The 22,096-nt window shown below is 56.5% G+C and carries 21 protein-coding genes; 13 read left to right on the top strand and 8 right to left on the bottom strand.

Features of this window, described 5'->3' with window-relative positions; genetic code table 11:
- Positions 1-42: 42 nt before the first annotated feature.
- Positions 43-1,707, bottom strand: coding sequence for a peptide ABC transporter substrate-binding protein (locus tag Q0650_RS17400; protein WP_298821292.1), 1,665 nt, complete (start codon positions 1,705-1,707; stop codon positions 43-45).
- Positions 1,708-1,710: 3 nt separating this feature from the next.
- Positions 1,711-1,926 (bottom strand): preprotein translocase subunit SecG, encoded by a 216-nt coding sequence (gene secG, locus Q0650_RS17395; RefSeq protein WP_298821290.1) that lies wholly within the window; start codon positions 1,924-1,926, stop codon positions 1,711-1,713.
- 303 nt (positions 1,927-2,229) lie between these two features.
- Here secG and Q0650_RS17390 point away from each other — a divergent pair, with 303 nt between their 5' ends.
- The 3 genes from Q0650_RS17390 (at position 2,230) to Q0650_RS17380 (ending at position 6,279) form a co-directional block, all read left to right on the top strand.
- The gene (locus tag Q0650_RS17390; RefSeq protein WP_298821288.1) at positions 2,230-4,065 is read left to right on the top strand and encodes a phosphoenolpyruvate carboxykinase (GTP); all 1,836 of its coding nucleotides are present in this window, start codon (positions 2,230-2,232) and stop codon (positions 4,063-4,065) included.
- A gap of 303 nt (positions 4,066-4,368) precedes the next feature.
- Positions 4,369-4,929 carry a TRAP transporter small permease subunit gene (locus Q0650_RS17385; RefSeq protein ID WP_298821286.1) on the top strand — a complete coding sequence of 187 codons (561 nt, stop codon included), beginning with the start codon at positions 4,369-4,371 and terminating at the stop codon, positions 4,927-4,929.
- A 15-nt stretch (positions 4,930-4,944) separates the two neighbouring features.
- Positions 4,945-6,279, top strand: a complete 1,335-nt coding sequence (locus Q0650_RS17380; protein ID WP_298821284.1) for a TRAP transporter large permease subunit — start codon at positions 4,945-4,947, stop codon at positions 6,277-6,279.
- A gap of 174 nt (positions 6,280-6,453) precedes the next feature.
- On the opposite strand, the gene Q0650_RS17375 is transcribed toward Q0650_RS17380, so the two are convergent.
- Together Q0650_RS17375 and Q0650_RS17370 are read right to left on the bottom strand one after the other, a co-directional pair.
- Positions 6,454-7,665: a TRAP transporter substrate-binding protein gene (locus tag Q0650_RS17375; RefSeq protein WP_298821282.1), complete on the bottom strand. Its 1,212-nt coding sequence runs from the start codon at positions 7,663-7,665 to the stop codon at positions 6,454-6,456.
- A gap of 252 nt (positions 7,666-7,917) precedes the next feature.
- The gene (locus Q0650_RS17370; protein ID WP_298821280.1) at positions 7,918-8,823 is read right to left on the bottom strand and encodes an AEC family transporter; all 906 of its coding nucleotides are present in this window, start codon (positions 8,821-8,823) and stop codon (positions 7,918-7,920) included.
- Between the two features lie 197 nt (positions 8,824-9,020).
- Here Q0650_RS17370 and Q0650_RS17365 point away from each other — a divergent pair, with 197 nt between their 5' ends.
- Positions 9,021-9,419, top strand: coding sequence for a response regulator (locus Q0650_RS17365; protein WP_298821278.1), 399 nt, complete (start codon positions 9,021-9,023; stop codon positions 9,417-9,419).
- A 91-nt stretch (positions 9,420-9,510) separates the two neighbouring features.
- Positions 9,511-9,663, top strand: a complete 153-nt coding sequence (locus tag Q0650_RS17360; protein WP_298821275.1) for a hypothetical protein — start codon at positions 9,511-9,513, stop codon at positions 9,661-9,663.
- A 7-nt stretch (positions 9,664-9,670) separates the two neighbouring features.
- Here the strand turns inward: Q0650_RS17360 and Q0650_RS17355 are convergent, their stop codons facing one another.
- Entirely contained in the window at positions 9,671-11,110 is a 1,440-nt protein-coding gene (locus Q0650_RS17355) for an HD domain-containing protein (RefSeq protein WP_298821273.1), read from the bottom strand.
- Positions 11,107-13,560 (bottom strand): penicillin acylase family protein, encoded by a 2,454-nt coding sequence (locus Q0650_RS17350; RefSeq protein WP_298821271.1) that lies wholly within the window; start codon positions 13,558-13,560, stop codon positions 11,107-11,109. The genes Q0650_RS17355 and Q0650_RS17350 overlap by 4 nt, the downstream gene beginning before the upstream one ends.
- 201 nt (positions 13,561-13,761) lie before the next feature.
- Here Q0650_RS17350 and Q0650_RS17345 point away from each other — a divergent pair, with 201 nt between their 5' ends.
- From Q0650_RS17345 to rpmE, 6 genes are all read left to right on the top strand, one after another.
- A complete protein-coding gene (locus Q0650_RS17345; RefSeq protein WP_298821269.1) occupies positions 13,762-14,679 on the top strand; it encodes a polyprenyl synthetase family protein in 918 nt (305 codons plus the stop codon).
- A gap of 74 nt (positions 14,680-14,753) precedes the next feature.
- Positions 14,754-16,538, top strand: coding sequence for an aspartate--tRNA ligase (gene aspS / locus Q0650_RS17340; protein ID WP_298821267.1), 1,785 nt, complete (start codon positions 14,754-14,756; stop codon positions 16,536-16,538).
- A gap of 196 nt (positions 16,539-16,734) precedes the next feature.
- The gene (locus Q0650_RS17335) at positions 16,735-17,661 is read left to right on the top strand and encodes a response regulator (protein WP_298821265.1); all 927 of its coding nucleotides are present in this window, start codon (positions 16,735-16,737) and stop codon (positions 17,659-17,661) included.
- Between the two features lie 113 nt (positions 17,662-17,774).
- Positions 17,775-18,086 carry a 50S ribosomal protein L21 gene (gene rplU / locus Q0650_RS17330; RefSeq protein WP_298821263.1) on the top strand — a complete coding sequence of 104 codons (312 nt, stop codon included), beginning with the start codon at positions 17,775-17,777 and terminating at the stop codon, positions 18,084-18,086.
- Between the two features lie 13 nt (positions 18,087-18,099).
- Complete coding sequence (rpmA, locus tag Q0650_RS17325) at positions 18,100-18,378, top strand: 50S ribosomal protein L27 (protein ID WP_298821261.1); 279 nt, start codon at positions 18,100-18,102, stop codon at positions 18,376-18,378.
- Positions 18,379-18,391: 13 nt separating this feature from the next.
- Entirely contained in the window at positions 18,392-18,691 is a 300-nt protein-coding gene (gene rpmE, locus Q0650_RS17320) for a 50S ribosomal protein L31 (RefSeq protein WP_333691690.1), read from the top strand.
- 81 nt (positions 18,692-18,772) lie between these two features.
- On the opposite strand, the gene Q0650_RS17315 is transcribed toward rpmE, so the two are convergent.
- Together Q0650_RS17315 and Q0650_RS17310 are read right to left on the bottom strand one after the other, a co-directional pair.
- A complete protein-coding gene (locus Q0650_RS17315; RefSeq protein WP_298821259.1) occupies positions 18,773-19,753 on the bottom strand; it encodes a YafY family protein in 981 nt (326 codons plus the stop codon).
- Positions 19,754-19,843: 90 nt separating this feature from the next.
- Positions 19,844-20,038: a hypothetical protein gene (locus Q0650_RS17310; RefSeq protein WP_298821258.1), complete on the bottom strand. Its 195-nt coding sequence runs from the start codon at positions 20,036-20,038 to the stop codon at positions 19,844-19,846.
- Positions 20,039-20,251: 213 nt separating this feature from the next.
- Here Q0650_RS17310 and Q0650_RS17305 point away from each other — a divergent pair, with 213 nt between their 5' ends.
- Entirely contained in the window at positions 20,252-21,388 is a 1,137-nt protein-coding gene (locus Q0650_RS17305; RefSeq protein WP_298821256.1) for a 5-(carboxyamino)imidazole ribonucleotide synthase, read from the top strand.
- Between the two features lie 97 nt (positions 21,389-21,485).
- Positions 21,486-21,980: a 5-(carboxyamino)imidazole ribonucleotide mutase gene (gene purE, locus Q0650_RS17300; RefSeq protein ID WP_298821254.1), complete on the top strand. Its 495-nt coding sequence runs from the start codon at positions 21,486-21,488 to the stop codon at positions 21,978-21,980.
- Positions 21,981-22,096: the final 116 nt, after the last annotated feature.

The following is a 22,096-nucleotide window of genomic DNA, read 5'->3' as shown; positions in this document are numbered from 1 at the left end:
TTCAGCCGGATGGGGTTGTCTGAGCCGGTTTATGTGCGTAACCTAGGGTAAATCACCTTCAATCCGGCGGAAACTATTGACAAACCAGCGATTCACATCCCGGAAGCGATCTTCAGCGCCGAACAGTGTCTGATTGGCAAAATCGGGGTTGGCAAACGCGCGACCCTGCACGCTAGCGGTGCTGACAATCACATACAACGGCTGATAGAGGGTTATCGCTGGCGTCAGCTCGATCCAGCGCTGCTGGAACGCATGATAGAGTTCAGCCCGCGCTACCAGTTCTGGTTCAGCTCGCGCCTGCTCCAGGAGCGCATCGATTCGACTATCGTCGAGTCCGGCGTAATTCAGTCCGCCATTAGCCTGACTCGAATGCCACAGGCTATAGGGATCTGGATCAGGGCCGATGCGCGTCCAGGTATGGATTGCTGTCATGAAATCGCCTGCCCGCAAACGCTCGTTCAGCGTTGCGCTATCAACCGACTCAACGATCACCTCAACCCCAATTGCCTGCCACTGTTCGGCAACCGCTCTGGCAACGGCCAGCCGACGCTCATCCTGATCGACCAGTAATGTCAAACTGAGGCGTTGCGCTCCCCGCCGACGAATGCCATCACTTCCCGGTTCAAAGTCGATCTCAGCCAGTCGCTCGGCGGCTGCGACCGGATCGGCAGGCAGGCGGCGAATTGCCGGGTTATCGGCCCATGTGCCGGGCAAGAGCGGCGTGTCAATCGGTTGGGCCAGACCATTGAGCGTTGTTTCGATCAAGTCGTCGCGATGAAGGCCAAGCGCCAGGGCGCGGCGAAGCGGGATCTCTTGCAAAAGTGGCAGGCGCAGGTTAAAGGTAAGCAACGAGTATTCATCAACCGGCAAGATGATCCGCTGTTCCTCACCCGGCAGGTCAAGCGCGCGCAGGTTACTGCCCCAGCGTTCCGCAAAGCCCATCACTTCGCCGCGCGACAAAGCCGCAATGGCCGCTTCGGGGGTGGCAAAGAACTGTAATTCAATTTGATCGAGAAACGGTCGGCCATTGTAGTATGTCGGGTTGGCGGTCAGAATAGCCATATCGTCGCGAAGTTCAGCCAGGCGAAACGGACCACTCCCGATCAACCGGCTGGCAAATTCGCTCGTGGCCCATTCGGCAGGTGAGCGGTCGCGTAGCAGATGGGCCGGCAGAATTGGCACTCGTGTCAGCGCGGGAAACGATGCCAGCGGACCGGCCAGGGTAAAGCGCACGGTGCGAATATCAACCCGCTCGATCAACGTCGCGCGCCAGAAACTGGCTACTGCCGGCTCGCCGGCGTTTTCCAGCTCCTGGAGTGTGCGCAGGGTGAAAACCACATCATCGGCTGTCAACGGCATGCCATCGTGCCAGCGCAGGCCAGATCGTAACGTAAAGGTGTAGATTTCACCCGTAGCATCGACCGTGTAGCCTTCGGCCAGAGCCGGCTCGATCAACCCGTCAATGCCAATCCGCATTAATCCTTCAAACAAAAGACTGATCAATGCTCGACCGGCGGGATCGGCAATTGGATCATTGAGCAACGGGATTGGCAAAACCGGCGTGCCAACAATAGCTTCACGGTAGACGCCACCACTGGCCGGATTGTTAGTCGAAGCGCTCAATGCGGCCAGCCGGCCAAACAAGATAACAATAATCCCGATGCCTGTGAGCGCAATGGCAATTTGCCAGCGAATACGTCGCGCCATACCCTAATCGAAGATCGGCAGACTGGTGATCAGCGCCAGCAGAAGGAAGCTGACCCCTAGCACAATGGTCGCCTGGTAAAGTGTCTTTTCAATCCCGCGGCGCGTGCGATAGATCGAGCTGGTATCACGGTTAAGGCCGCCACCACGCGACTGCAAGATCACCAGTACGCTCATAACGACGCTAATAACCAGAATGGCGATGTACAGAGCGGTTTCCATAAATTGCAACACTCCTCATCTTGATACGGTTTGCTGCATGATGCAGGCATATCAGTATACCACAGGGCAACAGAGCAAGCGCAAAGAACCGCTGATGCCCCACTATTACCGAAGTCTCGTGACCCACTATCGCATTCGTCCTGCCCTCTGGCCGGCCACCTTCGTTAGTTGCGCAACTGTTCCAGAAAGTCTACAGTTTCATATCTGCATTGATTTCTGTTCTATGCTATGATCGACCTTGTTCAAAGCGTCACAGCTATTATCTCCAGTTGTGGTTATAGTATAGGAGAGAGGGAGGAGGCCATGCAGTTTCCTGCATACATTCGGCACCGTCAGCTTCGCGAGTGGATCGAAGAGATTGTCAACCTCTGTGAACCGGAGCGAGTTCATTTTTGTGATGGAACGCAGGCCGAATACGATGCACTCTGCAATCAGATGGTTGAAACCGGAACGTTTATTCGTCTCAACCCCAAACTTCGCCCCAACAGCTTTCTTGCCCGCTCGGATCCCTCAGATGTTGCTCGCGTTGAAGATCGCACCTTTATTTGTAGCATCTCGAAAGACGATGCCGGCCCCACCAATAACTGGATGGCGCCGAAAGAGATGAAGGAGATCCTGCTGAAGCTGTTCAAGGGTAGTATGCGCGGTCGGGTGTTGTATGTTATTCCTTTCAGCATGGGGCCGATAGGGTCGCCGATTGCTCACATCGGCATCGAACTCACCGACTCGCCCTACGTAGTCGTCAACATGCACATCATGACCCGCGTTTCGACGAAGATTTACGACGTATTGGGTGAAGATGGCGAATACATTCCGTGTCTGCACAGTGTCGGCACGCCACTTGAGCCTGGTCAGCCTGATGTGCCGTGGCCTTGCAATCCAACCAAATATATCGTTCACTTCCCCGAAGAGCGCGCAATCTGGAGTTTTGGTTCCGGCTACGGTGGCAATGCCCTGCTTGGCAAGAAGTGTTTTGCCTTGCGGATCGCCTCGGTTATGGCGCGTCAGGCGGGGTGGCTGGCCGAACACATGCTCATCTTGGGAGTCAAAGAACCATCTGGTCGCAAGACGTATGTAGCGGCTGCCTTCCCTTCGGCTTGCGGCAAAACCAATTTTGCCATGTTGATTCCGCCTGATCCGTTCAAGCAGGAAGGCTGGGAGATCACGACCGTTGGCGACGATATTGCCTGGATCAAGCCAGGCGCTGATGGTAAGCTGTACGCTATCAACCCTGAGGCTGGCTACTTCGGCGTTGCGCCTGGCACGTCGTACAAGACCAATCCCAATGCGATGGAGAGTTGCCGGGCAAACAGCATCTTCACCAATGTTGCCTTGACCGACGATGGCGATGTCTGGTGGGAAGGCATGACTGACGAGCCGCCTGCTCACCTGATCGACTGGCAAGGTCGTGATTGGACACCTGGCTGTGGCCGACTGGCAGCGCATCCTAATGCCCGTTTCACCGCGCCGGCCTACCAGAATCCGGCCATCGACCCTGAGTGGGAAAATCCGAACGGTGTGCCGATTGAAGCATTTATCTTCGGCGGGCGGCGCAGTCGTACCGTGCCCCTGGTCTATCAGGCATTCAACTGGACTTACGGCGTCTATCTGGCGGCGACGATGGGATCTGAGACAACGGCGGCAGCAATGGGCCAGCAAGGGGTGGTGCGCCGCGATCCGTTTGCCATGCTGCCGTTCATCGGCTACCACATGGCCGACTATTTCAATCACTGGCTCAGCTTCGGGCGTCGCCTCAAGAATCCACCGCGCATCTTTAGCGTCAACTGGTTCCGCAAAGACGAAAACGGCAAGTTCATCTGGCCCGGTTTTGGCGAGAACCTGCGCGTGTTGAAATGGGTCATCGAACGCGCTCATGGTCAGGCGGTTAGTGTCGAGACGCCGATCGGCTGGGTGCCGCGCTACGAAGATCTCGACTGGCGTGGGCTTGATTTCAGTCCCGATAAGTTTGATCAGGTGATGGAGTGCGACGTATCCGAATGGCAGCAAGAGATCTTGCTGCACGAAGAACTGTTCATCAAGCTCTACGACCGCTTGCCCAAAGAGTTGTTATCGGTGCGCGATCTCATCTTGTCGAGTCTCTGGCGCACGCCAGAAAAATGGGGCGCAACACACGAATAGCGTCATCTGCATCGTGTTGCGGTGACGAGAGCGCCCATTGGATATCAGTCGAGTTATCTTCGCGGGCAGAGTGATCCTGGTCGTCACTCTGCTCGTATTTTTATCGTGTGATCATTCTGTTACATTGCCGTTTTTGACAAGTCGCCTGATTCCGTGTACCATTGAAGCTATAAAGTTGCATAATCCCATAATATTGAGATCTCACACATCTCCCGTTAGACTGCTATCACAGCGGTTGTATATTCAACTTGCTGCTTCTGGTCTGTTGTGTCTCACGCTGGGAAAGGGAAGGAAGGTGGCTACGTGCAGGCATTGTTGCGTATTTCTCGGGCAATTGACACCTTCACTGAATGGGTAGGGAGACTGGCCTATTTTCTTGTGCCAATCGTAGTGGCAGTTGGGGTCTGGAATGTCGCCAATCGCTATGTCGGTCGCGCAATTGGGCGCACGCTAGGTTCCAACTTCTACATTGAAGCTCAATGGTATATCTTCTCATTGATCTTTCTGCTCGGCGCTGCCTATGCGTTAAAGCATAACGAGCATGTGCGCGTTGATGTCTTCTACAGCAATTACTCTGAAAAGCGCAAAGCGCTGGTCAATCTACTTGGCACAATCTTATTCCTGATCCCCTTTTGTGGATTGCTCATCTACTTCGGATTGCCGTATGTGGAACAATCATGGCGTATTCGCGAAGGTTCACCTGATCCTGGCGGTTTGCCGCGCTATGTGATCAAGACGTTTCTCATCGTTAGCCCAATCCTTCTGATCATTCAGGGTATTTCTGAAGCAATCAAGTATTATGCCGCATTCCGAGGCGTGCTCAAGGTTGCGCAACTCGAAGAAGCAAGCGAGACTAAACTATAAAATTTTGGAGGCTCCATGTACGAGTGGCTCGGACCCATGATGTTTCTCGGGGCGCTGGTCATCCTTGGCATCGGCTACCCGGTGGCATTTTCGCTCGGCGCGACGGCGATTGTCTTTGGTATCATTGGCGTTTCACTTGGCATCTTCGATCCAATTATTATCCGCGCTCTGCCGTCGCGCATCTTTAACGTCATGTCCAATTACACCCTGCTCGCCATTCCCTACTTCATCTTCCTCGGCTCAATGCTGGAAAAATCGGGTCTCGCCGAAGATCTGCTCGATACAATGGGTGTTCTGTTCGGTCCGGTGCGCGGCGGTCTGGCCATTTCCGTGGTGGTTGTGGGCGCTCTGCTGGCGGCAACGACCGGTGTGGTTGCGGCAACGGTGGTCGCGATGGGCCTGATCTCGCTCCCGATTATGCTCCGCTACGGCTATAACAAAGAGCTGGCCTGTGGCGTGATTTGCGCCGCTGGTACGCTCGGTCAGATTATTCCGCCGTCAGTGGTGTTGGTCGTATTGGGTGATCAGATCGGTGTCTCGGTAGGTCGGCTCTTTCTCGGTTCATTGATCCCCGGCCTGCTGCTGGCGGCAGCGTTAGCCTTCTACTGCTGGATGGTTGCGCTGCTGAAACCGGAGATGGCGCCTGCCCTGCCATTGTCAGCCCGTTCGATGACCGGCCAGGCGCTGGCGTTGCGCGTGGCCAAAGTGATGGTGCCGCCACTCGTCCTGATTGTTGCCGTGTTAGGGTCAATCTTCTTCGGCATTGCAACGGCAACAGAAGCCGGCGCTGTGGGCGCGCTCGGCGCAACGTTGCTGGCGCTGGCCAATCGCCGGTTGAACTGGAAGAACTTTGTTGCCGTCTGCGATGCCACTATGCGCGCCACCACGATGGTGCTCTTCATTCTGATCGGATCGACAGCGTTTGCCCTGGTCTTCCGCGCTCTCAGCGGTGACAAGTTTGTCTTCGACTTAATGACCAATCTGCCCGGTGGCGCCTGGGGCTTCCTGATCATCAGCATGCTGATCGTCTTCTTCCTTGGCTTCTTTATCGACTTCTTTGAGATCTGCTTTATCGTTATTCCGCTCTTCGTGCCGGTGGCTAAGGCGCTCGGCTTTGATCTGATCTGGTTTGGCGTGCTGCTGGGCGCAAACCTGCAAACCTCCTTCCTGACGCCGCCGTTTGGTTTTGCGCTCTTCTATCTGCGCGGCGTCGCGCCACCCGGCATTACAACCGGAGACATCTATCGCGGTGTCATACCGTTTATCGCTATTCAATTGATGATCGTCGTCATTTTGATCTTCTTCCCGCAGCTCGCACTCTATCTGCCGGCTATCTCTTTCGGTACTTGATCTGAAGTTAAAAATCACGAGACCTCCCGCTCGATGTCCGGCGGGAGGTTTCTCTTCGCGTTTACAGGTGACGCTCAACGGCGAGTCCTGAGATTAAGGCCTTACGCTCACACAATAAAAACCGGGGAGCGAAGCTAACTGCTTCGCTCCCCGGTCTGGCGCTAGTGGCCGCTATCAGATCGGATTGTTCTTCACAAAGTTGTTGAACGGCAGTTCGTTCGTCTGGTGCCAGCGCTGGATCTTCTGGCGGAAGCTATTCCAGCCTGGGAAGATCTCTTTGAACGCCGGTGACTGGTTTTCGTACTCAGCATACAGCTCAAAGGACGCCTTCTGCGCAGCGTTCAAGATCTCGTCGCTGTACGAACGCAGCTTCTTGCCCTTGGCGACGATCCGCTCGAGCGCATCATTATTCAGCGCGTCGTACTTGGCGAGCATGTTCATATTCGATTCCCAAGCCGCGACGCGGATGAAGTTCTGATACTCCTTCGGCAGCCTGTTCCATGCCTCAAGGTTGAAAACAGCGTGCAACGAGGGGCCTGGTTCCCACCAGCCGGGAGCGTAGTAGAATTCAGCCGCATCCGGCAAGCCAAGCTTTTCGTCATCGTAAGCGCCGACCCATTCCGCGGCGTCGATAGCGCCGGTCGAGAGGGCCTGGAAAATTTCACCGCCAGGCAGTGTTTGAGTAACCACGCCGATCCGCGACAAGACTTGCGCGCCGAGACCGGGGATGCGCATCTTGAGGCCTTGCAAGTCGGCGACAGTGTTAATCTCACGGCGGAACCAGCCACCCATCTGGGTGCCGGTATTGCCGGCGGCAAAGCTGATCACGCCAAAGTTTTCGCCGAGCTTGTTGATGGCCTGTTCGCCACCGCCGTGGTAGAGCCAGGCATTCTGTTGCTGTGCCGTGAGACCGAAGGGCAGCGATGTGGCGAAGGCCCACGCCGGATCAAGACCGACGTAGTAGTAGAGTGCGGTATGGCCCGACTCGACAGTGCCCTGCGAGACATTTTGCAACACTTCGAGACCGGGGAAGAGTTCACCAGCGGGGAAAGTGGTGATCTTAAACATGCCGTTCGACAATTCAGCCACGCGCTCAGCCAGCACTGTTGCGCCACCGTAAATGGTGTCGAGCGAGATAGGCCAGCTCGTGCCCATGCGCCACTCGATGGCCGGCATTGACGAGCCTTGCGCCGGTGCTTGCGCAGTGGGCGCCGGCGCTGAAGTTGCCGCAGCGGTCGGTTGCTCGCCACCTGCGGCAGTCGGTTGGGCCGGAGCAGTAGTGGGTGGATTGGTAACGGCTGGTGGTTGACCACACGCGGCCAGTGTTAGACCAAGGCCGCCAAGAACGCCAGCGGCAGCGCCACGAAGAAACTCCCGTCGTTTCATGTTTTGCTCCTGGGCAATCTGAACTGTAAAGATCGGTATATTAATTATAAACGATCTGGTGAAATGATGCAAACAATGGATTAACCAGATGATTGCTCTAACTGAACGCAGCCGAAAACAGGTGTGCCTTTCGGAAACCTGCCGCTTGCTTTCGGATAGCGAGCATAATTGCCGGTTTAATAGCTACACAAATCTCTAATTTATTGTGTGTAAAACATTTGATAAGCCAGTATTTTGTTGTTAGAAACGTAGCTAGAGAAACACCAGCACGATCGCCAGGGTCACGATGCTGGCCAGGTTTGAGAATAAGACGGTCGCAGTGACAAATTCAGGCAAGAGATCGTTTTCCATTGCGATGATGCTCACCAGCACTGCGGTTGGCATGCTGGCCTGCAAAATGCCAACGTTTCGCTCAAGCGATGGCAGGGCAAACCATCCAGCGGTGCTAAAGGCCAGAATTGGCCCGCTGATCAGTCGAATTGCGCTGGCAATTAAGAGATCACCGTTAATGCGCGGGAGGCCGGCGGCAGCGAGTTGCGCGCCCAAGACGATCAACATAGTGGGAATGAGCGCTCCTGACAGCAGTTCTAGCGGGCGCATCACGACCGGCGGTAGTGTGATGTTGAGCCAGTTGAACAGCAGCGCCGGCGGGAGCGCCAGTAGCGCTGGAGTGCGAAAGACCTGTATTGCCATCCCAATGCTGAAACCGCGACTGAAGTTGGCTGCTCCGACGCAAACAATGAAAGCAAGCACCAGGTTGGCCAGGAAGTAGACGGTTGCTGCCCCAAGCGCTGCCGGCCCTTCTGCAAACTGAATGATCGGCAGGCCAAAATTGCCAACATTGCCAAACGCGGCAATCATCACATACGCGGCTGTCATTGCCGGGCTGCGTTTGAGCAAGCGCGCCATCAGCCAGGCAATGATGATCGAGCCGATGTAGACGATGGTAATGAAACCGATCATACGTCCGGCCAGGCCGGCTTCGATCCGGGTTTGACTGAGCACGTAAAATACAAAAGCTGGCGTCAAGATGAAGTAGGCGAATCGCGAGAGGGTGCGGGCTTCGAGTTGAAGTTTGGGGCCGGTAAGATACCCAAGCAAAACAAGCAAAAAGACCGGGGCAAGCACATTGAGAAAGATGCCGGGTAACTGGTTCATACGGGTTTGGATCTTTTTTCAAATAACCCCGTGGCGAGGGGTAAGGCGGGAGCATGATAATCAGGGCCGGCTATATAATACCATCAGTGCTTGCCGGTCATGCTGGCCTGTGATACAATACCCCTACCCTTGCAAAGGCATTGGCATCGTGCTTTTAGCAGGCATCAGCAGTTGCTGACGGTTAAGGAGTTTTTCTTATGTCCGATTTTTCCGGTCGCAATCCTGCCATCATTCTGGTTGAGGATGAGCCCGATATTCTCATCATTTTGCACCGCTTAATGCGAGATTTGACCGGTGGCTACGATATTATTACCGTCAATAGTGGCGCTGATGCACTGGCTCAAATTGCGTTGCGCCGGGTACCCCTTGTCATTACCGATTATAATATGCCGGGCATGAACGGCTTACAACTGGCCGCAGCTATCAAAGAAACTTCCCCCGATACCAGTATTGTGATGATCACCGCTTATGCAACCCCTGAGCTTGAACGGCGCGCGCGTGAGCAACGCATCGATTATTATCTGCCGAAGCCGTTTCCACTTGATCGCCTCGAGCAGATTGTGCGCGATACGTTGAGCAAGTCGTCCATCAGTTAGCCATCAGATTTTTTTCATTCTATCCTCTCCATGCTCCCATTACGATGATGCTGCCTGTTATTGTCGATGGCATCGTAACGGGAGGCATGTTATGTCTGATTTACTACCGCTATTGCCTTCAGTATTGTTGTTTGTGATGATTGTGCTGACGCTGGCCTTGTTGCCGTTGCTTGATGATGATCACCCACCTGTGACCGAACGCCAGCAAACTGATCGGATCCGCTTGCCTCGCCGACCACGCTAGGTGTCGTTTACGATTGCTCTGCCCGCAGCGCGCGGGCAAGAGCCAGAGCTTCTTCCGCGCTGTGAATCTCTCCTGCCTGGTGGGCCTCGTGAATTAAACGCAATAATCGACCTACTTCCGGCCCAGGCGCTAGCTGCAACGCGGCCATCAACTCATGGCCGCGGATCAGTGGTGGTGGCGGCGGCGCCGGCGGATTCCAGTAATATTCCAGCACATACCCTAACCATTCCAGATGATGACTCCAGGCTACCGGATCGAGCCACGGCCCGCGCGTCGCCAGATGATCGGCCAGTTCGTGGAGTAAGATGTCTGGGCCGTTATCGCCCGTGTCTCGGAAAAAGCGGTTGATTCCTCGTTCACTCAATTGCCCGCTGTCGCGCATTTGTCCCGGACGCATGTGCTCTTTGACGATGCTTACGAGGTAGGCGGTGTCGGCGCGGCTGAACCGTAGCCGATACCCGATCTGAGCTACTGTTTCCGCGCCTAGACTTTGGTGACCGTAGAAGGTGACAGTGCCATCAGGATGACTCACTTTGGTGTGTGGTTTGGCATTGTCGTGCAAGAGTGCCGCCAGTTTGAGCAACGCAGCCCGCCGCGCAATCCCTCGACGCTGATCGAGCAGCGCACTATACTGAGCTGCAAATGGTATGTTGCGGCTCAGATGGGGGTGGGTTTGCGCGGCTATCGGTGGATCGCCGTTGTCAATTAGCCAGTCAAGCGCGGCAACCGTTTCAATCATATGGGCGAGAACCGGTAGAAAATGTACGCGCGGTTGTTCGCAGGCGCGAGCCGGCTCAAGTTCTGGAAAGATGACCGTAAGTGCTCCCATCTCATCAAGTAGCTGTATGCCGGCAGCAGCGACCGGCCCATCACACAGTTTGAGCAGCTCGTCACGGATGCGTTCAACGGCTGTGTTAACGAGCAAAGGCGCCGCCAGGCGGCCTGCCTCAATGAGGTCAGGCGTGGGCTGTAAGCGATGAGTAGCTCGAAATCTGCCTGCGCGCGCGATGCGCAACGGATCATCGCGCAGACTGTCTGGCGAGCAGAGTCGGAGACGACCGGCAGCCAGATCATCGCGCCCACCGAGGGGATCAATCAGGGCATCCCAGTCGCCGGTCAGCGCCGCAGTTAGAGGAAGGGCGAGCGCATTAATCGTGAAGTCGCGCAAGCTGAGATCGGCGATCAGATTGTCGGCGCGTAAAGTTGCACAGTCGATCGTAATATTGTCGGGTAAAACGGCGCGTCCGGTATCGCGCTCGCGGTCGAGGGCAACGAACGCGCCGCCACCTGCATCGGCAATCGCTTTGGCCAGCGCCAGGCCACTACCGGTGACGGCAAGATCGATGTCGGTGGGAGTGTTGCCGGTCAGCAATTCGCGCACAGCGCCACCGACCAGCCATACTGACTGGTCGGTAAGATCGGCAATCAGTTGGAAGAGGTTGTTCATTCGCCCGTTAATGTCAACACGTGAGCGGTATGTCGTTCAACTGCGGGTCGAGTCCAGAGCAATGGATGGTATGCCCCGGCGCGCCAGGCTGCCGTCATATCGGCGTAGTGAGGGCTGGCCGGATGGCCGCTCTGACCGGCAGGTAAAATGGCCCGCGAAGCATCCCAATCATTCAAATCAAGAATGAAGCGCACCGATGGCGCGTTGTAGATTTGCATGCCGGCAGTGTCGCGTGGAATGTAGCAATGATTGACCGTATCGATGTCGCCACCCATAGGCCATGGCCCGCGGTTGAAAAGCGGTGTTAAGGCTGGCACGCTGCCTAATGGATGCCGTAGAGTTAGGGAATGGATTCGACCATACTGCCAGCGGGTCGGGTCAGGGCCGAGACGCTCGCGTAGTTCGGCAGCGGTGCGGGCCAGCGCAGCCCGCAAAACGCCGCCCCAGGTGCGTCCATTCCCCAACCATTCGTCAGGTTGATCGAGCGGTTGCGTTGCCATCCGGGTCAGGATCATGGGAAGCGCTCTTTCAAGGTAAATATTGGCTGGCAGGACGCTGAATGTGCCTAGCGCTGCTGGAACCCGGAACAGATCGGCCAGTTCCTGATAAACAATTCGCAGCAGATGATAACGTAAGCCTTCATAAATTGCTCCCCCGACACTCTCGGCCCGAAGCTGACCGTCCCAGGTGACAAAGAGGTCACGGACACGCTGCTCCATGCCAGGTTCAAGATTGAGACGGGCAACCTGTTCGACCAGCGCCTTGCCGGGGAGGGAAAGCACATCGTTTTGAATGCGGGCGAAGCTGCGCGCATCGTGTTGTTTTGTGGCCGCAAGCAGATCCTGAATGCGCTGGGCGCGGTATGGGTTGAGCCAGGAACCGTGAATTGGCGCGCTCGTGGGCCGATCTTCGGCAGTAATCCGATGATTGGCAGTAACAATGGCCCCGTTTGGTGGATCGAGCTGACTGGGTAGCTCGGCAAATGGGATCATTCCTTCCCACTCGTATTCTCCATTCCAGCCGGGCACCGGCAGCATACCGTCGCTGCGACGGCGAACAGGCAGGCGACCGGCCAGACAGTACCCGATATGGCCGTCAATGTCGGCGTAGATGAAGTTCTGTGGTGGTGTGTCCCAATCGGTCAGAGCGGCGCGGAACTCTTCCCAGTTGCGGGCACGGTTGAGCCGCAGCACAGCGCGGGTCAGCGCAGATGGTTCGAGCGCAGTCCATTGCAGCGCCAGGGCTATGCTTTCTTCACCGGAAGCAGGGGTTTCACCGCGCAGCGCGCCGGCTACCGGATCGATGATCGGGCCATGGCGGGTGATGCGGACATCAATCACAACCGGTTCAGCCTGCCCTTTGACCGTAATCGTCTCTTGCACCAGTTCGGCAGTCAGCCATTCATCGCGCCAGCGGTAGCGGAGTGGATCGGCAGGGTCAAAACGCTCGATGAAGAGATCCTGATTGTCCGTGCGGGCATTCGTTACTCCCCAGGCGATGCGTTGATTGTGGCCGATGATCACTCCGCAGGTTGCAGGAATCGTTGCGCCGGCGACGTGAAAATCACCACCTTCCAGATGCACTTGATACCATAGGTTCGGCAACGAGAGATTCAGGTGGGGGTCATTTGCCAGCAAGGGTCGGCCACTGGTAGTACGTTTGCCCGCCACCACCCAGGCATTCGATCCTTGTGGGGTCTCGGTCTCACCGGTAAAGAAAGCGGCTTCGCTGGCCAGTTGCAGAGCGGCGGCACCCATATCCGGGGTGTAGTGCGCTCCAGCCGGGATCGTTAGCGGCCCATCTTCGGGATAACGCGGAAGCAGTGCGCTCGCCCGTTCGATACCAACAGTTGCGACAATCTGCGCCTGTAACAGCTCTTGCATCCAGTTGGCCGCAAGTGTCAATGACATCATCTTCGGCCAGACCAGCAGATCGGTCAATTCCCACGGCTGCGGCTGGATGCCGAGAAGGGTAAACTCCAGTGGCAAACGGTTGCCGGTATGCTCGATCAACGCATTGACGCCGCGCAGATAGGCGGTCATCAATGTCGCAGTCTCGTCGTCGAGCAACGTTGCTTCCCGGCGGGCAATGCGACTAAAACCCAGCGTGCGGATAAAACGGTCGGAGTCTATCGCAACCGGTCCGAAGATTTCCGCTAACCGCCCATGCCCAATCCGGCGATGCATTTCCATCTGCCAGAGCCGATCTTGCGCATGCACATAACCAAGCGCACAGAAGAGATCTTCATTATGCTCGGCGTAGATATGCGGAATGCCCCAGCGATCACGGCGAACTTCGACCCTCGCGCGCAAGCCGGGTAGTTTGATCCGCCCGTTTGTGCGTGGCAAGGGACGCCGCAGAGCAACCAGTGCGCCTACGCCGGCGAGCGCCGCAATTGCGCCAACACTGATGCCGATGGCCCGTCCAAGGCGAGAGGGGTTAAATGTCACGCTCCACCTCCGTTTCCGGCTGAATAGGTGATACCTGTATTGTGAACCTGAGCTGCTGAAGTGTCAAACTGGCGCGCAAGACTGACACGATGGTGGATTGCTATTCAGTCTGGCCATTGTCCGGTCAGGCGGTTGACAGTGGCGCGGGGATAGCGTATCTTTCCTCACAGTGGATAAACGACACCAAACCTGGAATGCGCCATGAATCTGACCATTCCGCCGGAATTGCATCACGATCTCTTGCGCGTCGAGAGCCTGTTGCGCGAGCGAACGCGCGCGCGGTTGTCGGTAATCACGCTGGTCGATTCACATCTGATTACCGATCCCTCTGATCGATTGCGCGCGCTGATTGTGCTGGCAATTGCCAGGCTTGGTCATCACGTTGATGAACAAGTCGCCCATGCTGCGGCTGCGGTTGAATTGATCCAGGCCGCTACCCGTACCCATGACAATTTGATTGATGAACAGGCTCGTCGCCGTGGGCAGATTGCCAATGGCGCATGGGATCACGGTGTCGCGTTAATGGTGGGAGATTACCTCTTTGCGCTGGCTGCTGGTGAAATGGCGCGCAGTCCTGATCCACGCATTATCGGCCTCTATTCCCAGGCAGTGATGCGCATTTGCGAGGGTCAGCTTACCACCGTGACCAGCCTGACACCGCGCGCAGCGGCACTGGCAGTGTACTGGCAACGAGCCGAAGCTCTGTCAGGCGCTTTGCTCAGTGCGGCAGCTCAGGCCGGTGTGTTGTGCGGTGGTTTGCCCGAATCATTGCTGGAACCGGCAGCGCGTTTCGGTCTGCATCTCGGTCTGGCCCGACAACTGGTCGCCGAAATCCGCGATCTGGAAGCTGATGGAGCGCGGTTGCAGACCGGTCATGTGCCGCTGGCATTGCTCCTGGCAGCAGATGATCCGCTCGATCCAGTGTTACATGCAGTCTTCACCCAACCCACCTCGATGACGGTCGCGGCAGCGTTACCACTGATCCGGGCTGCTGGTTTGCCGGCGGCGCGCAATGCGCTGTCTGAACAGCAAGCTGCTGCGCGAGAGGCGTTAGACCGGTTACCGGTTGGCGCTACCACTCGGTGGCTGACCGATCTGATTCAGCAGATCGATGGATGAAAATCGGCGCAAGGCCTGTGTTATAATGCGACGGCTAGAAGAACTTTGCCGCTGTCGATCCGGCAGGAGAGTCTATGTACCGTTCACATACCTGTGGTGAATTGCGCCCCGCTCACGCCGGTCAAGAGGTGACACTGGCCGGTTGGGTGCATCGCCGGCGCGATCATGGCGATCTCATCTTCATAGACTTGCGCGATCGTTATGGGATCACGCAGGTTGTGTTTAGCAGCGCGTATGCTGAGGCGCATACTGTGGCCGAGACGGTGCGTTCGGAATATGTAGTTCAGGTGCGGGGTGAGGTGCGGATTCGCCCGCCCGAAGCGGTCAATCCAGATCTCGCCACCGGTGAGATTGAAGTGGTTGCCCATGCAGCGCAGGTCTTGAATCCAGCCCGCACGACGCCGATTTATATTGCCAAAGAAGGCGGTGAAGATGAAGCAGTGCGCCTGAAGTATCGCTATCTCGACCTTCGTCGTGAACGGATGCAGCGCAATCTGATCCTGCGCCATCGTGTGGTGAAATTTATTCGCGACTTTCTCGATGCCGAAGGCTTTGTTGAAATCGAGACTCCGATCCTGATTAAATCAACCCCAGAAGGCGCGCGCGATTATCTGGTGCCGTCACGGTTGCATCCGGGCAAGTTTTACGCCCTGCCGCAAAGCCCGCAACAGCTCAAACAGTTGTTGATGGTGGCCGGCTACGATAAATACTTTCAGATTGCGCGCTGTTTCCGTGATGAAGATCAGCGCGCCGACCGCCAGCCTGAGTTTACTCAGCTTGATATGGAGATGAGCTTCGTCGATCAGGAAGATGTGCTCGATCTGATCGAACGGCTCTTTACGGCGCTCTGCCGCGCGATAACTCCGCACAAGCATCTGCTGACCCCGTTCCGCCGCTTAACCTACACCGAGGCAATGGAACGTTACGGTTCAGATAAGCCCGATCTGCGCTACGATCTGGAACTGGTCAATCTAAGCGATCTGCTGGCGGAAACCCCATTCCAGGTCTTCCGCGCGGCGCTGGCTAATGGCGGGCAGGTCAAAGGAATCCGCGCGCCGGGATGCGCGACCTTCTCGCGGAAGCAGATTGATGAGCTGGCCGAGGTAGCTCGGGCCGGTGGCGCTAGAGGTCTGGCGTGGGCTGTGTTACCGGCTGACGGCGGTGAGATTCGCTCAAGTTTTGCCAGGAATCTAGCTCCTGGTGAGTTTGCTGCTATTGCTGAACGGATGGCTGCTCAACCCGGCGATTTGCTCTTGCTGGTGGCCGATCAACCGGCAGTGGTAGCCGCTTCACTCGATAAATTGCGCCGCAAACTGGCCGAGTTACTCGATCTGGCCGACCCCAATACCCTTTGCTTCGCGTGGGTGGTTGATTTTCCGCTGGTGGAGTGGAATGCCGACGAACAGCGCTGGGATGCCGTGCATCATCCGTTCACCGCACCCAAAGATGAAGACCTGCATCTGCTGACTACCGATCCCGGCAAGGTGCGGGCAAAGGCCTACGACCTCATTCTCAACGGCTATGAGGCAGGTGGTGGTAGCATTCGTATCCACCGTCGTGATGTGCAACAGCAAATCTTCTCGCTACTCGGCATCAGTGAAGATCAGGCGCAAGCTCAATTTGGTCATATGCTTGAAGCCTTCGAATATGGCGCGCCGCCGCACGGCGGTATCGCTCCCGGTATCGATCGGCTGGTGATGATTTTGGCTGGCGAACCGACGATCCGGGAAGTGATGGCCTTCCCCAAAACCCAGCAGGCGGTTGACCTGATGACCAATGCGCCGTCGCCGGTGGATGAGCGCCAGTTGAAAGAACTACACATCCGGATTGTGAACGGTTCAGCGGCTGATAACGCATAATGTGCGAAATGGGTAGACTGGCGTATCTCACCTGTCGCTGTATCGCTATGACAGAGTGGAGTGGGCACCGTAATGACCCAAAAATAGTACCGCTATCCGGGCGACAAAACCGGCCAGAACCGGCTATACTATAGATGCACGACGTCCATGCCGCCGCCGCGCCAGATGGCGCGGCGTTGCGTTCGCCGGAGCGGTTATGTCGAAGCGCATCTTAATTGTTGATGATGATCCAAACATTCGTCGGCTGGTCACCCTGGCTTTGACCGAAGAAACGTCCTACGAAGTCAGCGATGTCTCATCGGCAGAAGCAGCGTTGCTGCACATCTCGCGTCAGCCGGTTGATCTGCTCCTTACCGATCTGCATATGCCGGGCATGAGCGGTATCGAACTGATTCAACGTGTTCGTCAGCTCGATCCTGGCACTGCGATTGTGGTCTTCACCATCAGTCCGGAAGATTTGACACCGCGGCTCAAAGCTGAATTGCAGATCGACTATGTACTGGCCAAACCGGCCACCGCCGAGCAGTTGCGTCTGACTGCCGCAACGCTACTTGACCCAATCAAACCATTGACGAGTGCCGGTCGAGCCGAATCTGCGCCATCAGAACCAGCGAGTGGCAGCCGCTTTAGCCAGCGGTTAGCCGCATTGCGCGCGCGCCAACCTGCCCAAACGCAACCGGGCAGTCCGTCATCGGTAGCGATGCGCCTTACGCCCCAGCAAAGTGGACGGGTTGGGCGGAGCTACTCGGAAGCCCAGCTCGAACAGATGCGCCAGTCGCTCAAAGATCTCGCTCTCGCGCCTGATGTGCAATGTGCGATTTTAGCCGATATGAGCGGGTTAGTCTTGAGTCACTGGAGTCGTCGGCGTGATATTAATGTGACGGTCGTGGCTGCACTGGCTGCCGGCAACACTCTTGCCCTGGCCGAAATTGGTCGCCATTTGGGTCAGCAGCAACCCGGTCATCTGGTCATTCATGAAGGCCAGGATCAGAATATCATCATGGCCTCGGTGGAAGATCTCATCTTGCTGCTGGCAATCGGCGCCAATGCCTCGCTCGGTTGGGCGCGCATTGCCGCTCTGCGCGTCTGTGAAGAGATGGCGCGCATTGCCCGTAGCACATAGTTTGACACTATGCCCGGCCTTTGCTATACTACGCAAGGCGAAGGGCGGTCTAACCGCTCTGTTTTCATGTTGTCTCGACGCTGTTTGAGCGTCGCCCCAAGGAGAAGAAGACCGTGTATGCGATTATTCGTGACCGTGGTATGCAATACCGGGTCGAGCCAGGTCAGGTTTTGACTATTGACCTGATCAATGCCGAGCCGGGCAGCCAAATCGAGCTGGATGAAGTGCTCTTGGTGGGTGATGCGGAGCAGGTAAAGGTCGGCTCGCCGCTGGTGGAAGGCGCAGTGGTGCGCGCCGAGGTGTTGGGCGAGCAGAAGGGTGATAAGATCGTGGTCTTCCGTTACCGTAACAAGACCCGCTATCGCCGCCGCACCGGTCATCGCCAGCGCTATACGCAGATTCGCATCAGCGAGATCGTCGCCTAGAGGAGCTTGAACAATGGCACACAAAAAAGGTGTAGGTAGCTCGCGCAATGGCCGCGATAGCAATCCGAAAATGCGCGGTGTCAAGCGCTTCGGTGGCGAGCGCGTGCGCGCCGGCAATGTGATCGTGCGTCAATGTGGCACTAAGATTAAGCCGGGCGCGAATGTCGGTGTTGGTCGCGACTGGACACTCTACGCCCTCGTTGATGGTGTGGTGCAGTTTGGTCACTATTCGCGCACCCAGAAGATGGTTAGCGTGATACCTGTTGCGGCAACCGAAGCTGCTGCCAGTTAGAGAGGATACGACGGTGAAACAGGGTATTCATCCCAAATATTACACTGACGGTATTGTTTGCGGCACGTGTGGCACGGTGTGGAAGATTGGCTCGACCCGCCCCAATCTCCGGGTTGAAATCTGCGCCAATTGCCATCCGTTCTACACCGGTGAGCAGCGCATCGTCGATACCGCCGGTCAGGTCGATCGCTTCATGCGTCGGCTCAATATTGCCCAGGAACGCCAGAGTGAGCGCGAATCTCGCCGCGCTAGCCGTGAACAGCCAAAGAAGAAGAGCCTGCTCAAAGAGATTTACGGCGAAGAAACTGAGTAAGGAAGGACTGGCCATCGGTTCAGTCTGGCATACTCTCCAGAAATGCATGCGTTGCCGCCAACGCATGCATTGTTTTTTCGCTTAGCGTATCTCACCGTATTGAGCCAGGATGCGGTGAGCATTGCTGATGACTTCGATCCTCAGTTCCTCTGGAGCCAGCACTTCAACTTCTGGCCCCCAACTCAAAACCCAGCCTAAGATCTCGCGAATGCCGGCAACGGTCAGGTACAGGTCGCAGCCCCCATCCGCATTGTCGATCAATTGCTGGCTGTGATGCCAGCGATTCTCGCGCACGCGCGGCGCCGCAGTTGGGCTAAAGCGCAGATGTATCGCTACTTCTGCCTCGTTCATCACTTCCCACGACCGCGCTAATCGCTCATAAGGATCAAAGCCTGCCGGAATGCTGAACTGCTCATCGATCAGTTCGGCGGACTCGATCCGTTCTACTTTGAAGGTGCGCATATCGTTGCGCAATCGGTCGTAACCGATGACGTATACGCCTGGCGTGGTGCGGGTGACTTCAAGGAAGTAGGGCGCAATCTCGCGCTCGGTTGGTGGACGGTTCGGCGCCCGGTATCGAATCCGCACCATTCGCCGATCCGCCCAGGCGCGGGTCAGCAGTTCGAGCGTGTGTATGTAGTGCGGATTGGGGGGACGCGCGCGCACAATGTCGGCAAGACGGGCAATGTGACTGGCAATTGTTTGATCGGGTAGACCCGCAGCCAGTTGATCAAGCGCCGAGACAATATGCGGATTGTGTTCGTCACTGTGATGACTCAGCAGACGCGCTGCAAAGAAGAGGGCAATGGCTTCATTCAGATTGAGCCGGATAGTGGCGAGGTAGGCGTCACGGTTAAGGCCATATCTGCGGTTGTGTTGCCAGATCGGTACTCCGGCCTCACTCAGCGTTTCGAGATCGCGGTAGATGGTGCGCCGGTTGACGCCGCACAGTTTGGCGAGTTCGATCACGCTATAACCGCGCGGCGGTGCGTTGTACAGTTTGTGTTCGAGATTACGCAACCGGGCGGCTTTGCTCCGCAAACGGTGATTGAACTCACTCATAGCCCGTCCCAGTATCAACCGTCAGATGATACTGCTATGACAGGACTGGTTGCCTGTGCCAGAGTTTCATCTGCATCACGAAGCCAAACGCTAGATCACAAACGAAGCCGCGATCATCCCAATCGTCAATATGCCCCCAAGGATGGTGATCCAAATCAAATCCTGGCGCACATCAGCGTATTCGCGACTGTAATCCGGTGGTTCGACAGTTCGCGCGACCGGACGACGCACCGGATTCTGGCGTTGGGTTGAACGGCGACGATTGCTGCGTGAAGAAATTGACATATATCCAATGCTCCTTGCCCTGGTTGTTGCTACTGTCTGTATTATAGCGGAAATAATGCGCTGCTGTGCTGAACCGAATGGTCTGCTCTCGCAGAGTGCCATACTGCAATCAGCGTTTGCCTGAACGGGAGCGCAATTGTGTCTGGCTTGCGCATCTGGTAGTCTGACGGTACTATATCCACTGTGGCGACGAGATAGCAGGTCAGGAAGCGTATGCGGGTAGGTATCTTTGGTGGCGGCCAGTTGGCGCAAATGTTAGTGCAGGCAGCCATCAGTTTAGGCGTTGAAGTTGTGATCTGTGAACGAGCGCCTGATAGTCCGGCGGCGCGTTACACGCAGCATTCCATTGTCGGGCCTTGGGAAGATGAAACGGTGCTAGCTGCCTTTGCCCGTCAATGCGATCTGATCACGCTGGAAAATGAGTTCATCGATGCTGGTTTACTCGAGCGGGTCGTTGCGTTGGGCACGCCGGTCTGGCCGACGCCGGCAACAGTTGCCGTGGTGCAAGATAAATTGTGGCAGAAGGAGCGGCTCGCAGCAGCGGGGCTTGCTGTGCCACCGTTTTGCGCAGTTTCCTCGCCGGATGAGGTGCTGACCACTGCCCAGGAATTTGGTTGGCCGCTCGTGCTTAAGGCCCGTCGCAACGGCTACGATGGCTATGGCAACGCAACGCTGCGCAGTCCGGCTGATGTTACACCGGCATGGGAACGGCTTACGCGCGGCGGGAGTCCTCTGCTGGTTGAGGCATGGGTGCCATTTTCGCGCGAATTGGCCGTGATGGTCACCCGCCGGCGCGATGGCATAACTGCCGTCTACCCGGTGGTCGAGACGGTGCAGCGTAATCATATCTGCCATATTGTGTACGCCCCGGCTGCAATCGAGCCGGCCATGGCGGATCGCGCCACTGAACTGGCCGTCGCTGCAATTCAAGCTGTTGATGGAGTTGGGATCTTTGGCGTCGAGTTGTTTGCCCTGGCTGATGGACAGGTGTTGATCAACGAACTGGCGCCGCGACCGCACAATTCCGGGCACTACACGATTGAGGCCTGTGTCACCTCTCAGTTTGAAAACCATTTGCGTGCCGTGTTGGGGTGGCCGTTAGGCTCGCCTGCTATGCGCGCGCCGGCAGCGGTGATGGTTAATCTGCTCGGCCAGCGTAACGGCCCAATCGATGCTACCGCAATCACGGCTGCTCTGGCCGTGCCCGGCGCGCATCTCCACTTCTATGGCAAACGTGAAGAGCGCATTGGGCGCAAGATGGGTCATGTCACTGCATTGGGAGCAACCCTGACCGAAGCCGAAGCAATCGCTCGTCAGGCTGCTGACCTCGTAGCCATGCCCGATCGCTGATGATGCATGCACAGCATTGCGATGTAGATAGGAGATGCTAACCTGTCTGCTCGGCTCTCCCCAATCAGAATTGATTGTCGCGTAACAGGGAATTGTTATGTCCGATCATCCGCTTGTTGGCATTATCATGGGTAGCGACAGCGATCTACCGATTATGCAAGGCGCAATTGATGTCTGTCGCGAATTTGCCATTCCCTACGAAGCGCGCGTTGTCTCGGCCCATCGCACGCCGCTCGATATGGCCGAGTACGGCATGACTGCCCACCAGCGTGGTTTGCGGGTTATCATCGCCGGCGCCGGTGGCGCGGCCCACCTGCCCGGCATGATCGCGGCCCATTCACCGTTGCCGGTGATTGGTGTACCGGTGCCGGGAAAGGCGCTCAATGGTCTTGACTCGCTCCTGTCAATCGTGCAAATGCCGGCTGGCGTGCCGGTGGCAACCGTTGCTATTGGTAATGGTCGCAATGCGGGTTTGCTCGCCGTACAGATTCTGGCCAGCGCCGATCCTGAATTACTGGCGCGAGTGCTGGCCTACAAAGAGCGGATGGCCGCCGAATCGCGGGCCAAAAATCGCATCTTTACCGAAGAATAGATTTAGATCAGGGTCTCTTGGTTTAGGCAACGTATCGGCGCGATTGGTCTCACAGGCCGTTCTGCGCAATCGAACGCCATAGCGTCAATAGCTCGTAGCGAAAGGGTCAATTATCA

Source organism: uncultured Chloroflexus sp., assembly GCF_937129525.1.
GTDB lineage: Bacteria > Chloroflexota > Chloroflexia > Chloroflexales > Chloroflexaceae > Chloroflexus.
This window is presented reverse-complemented; position numbering and strand designations above follow the sequence as displayed.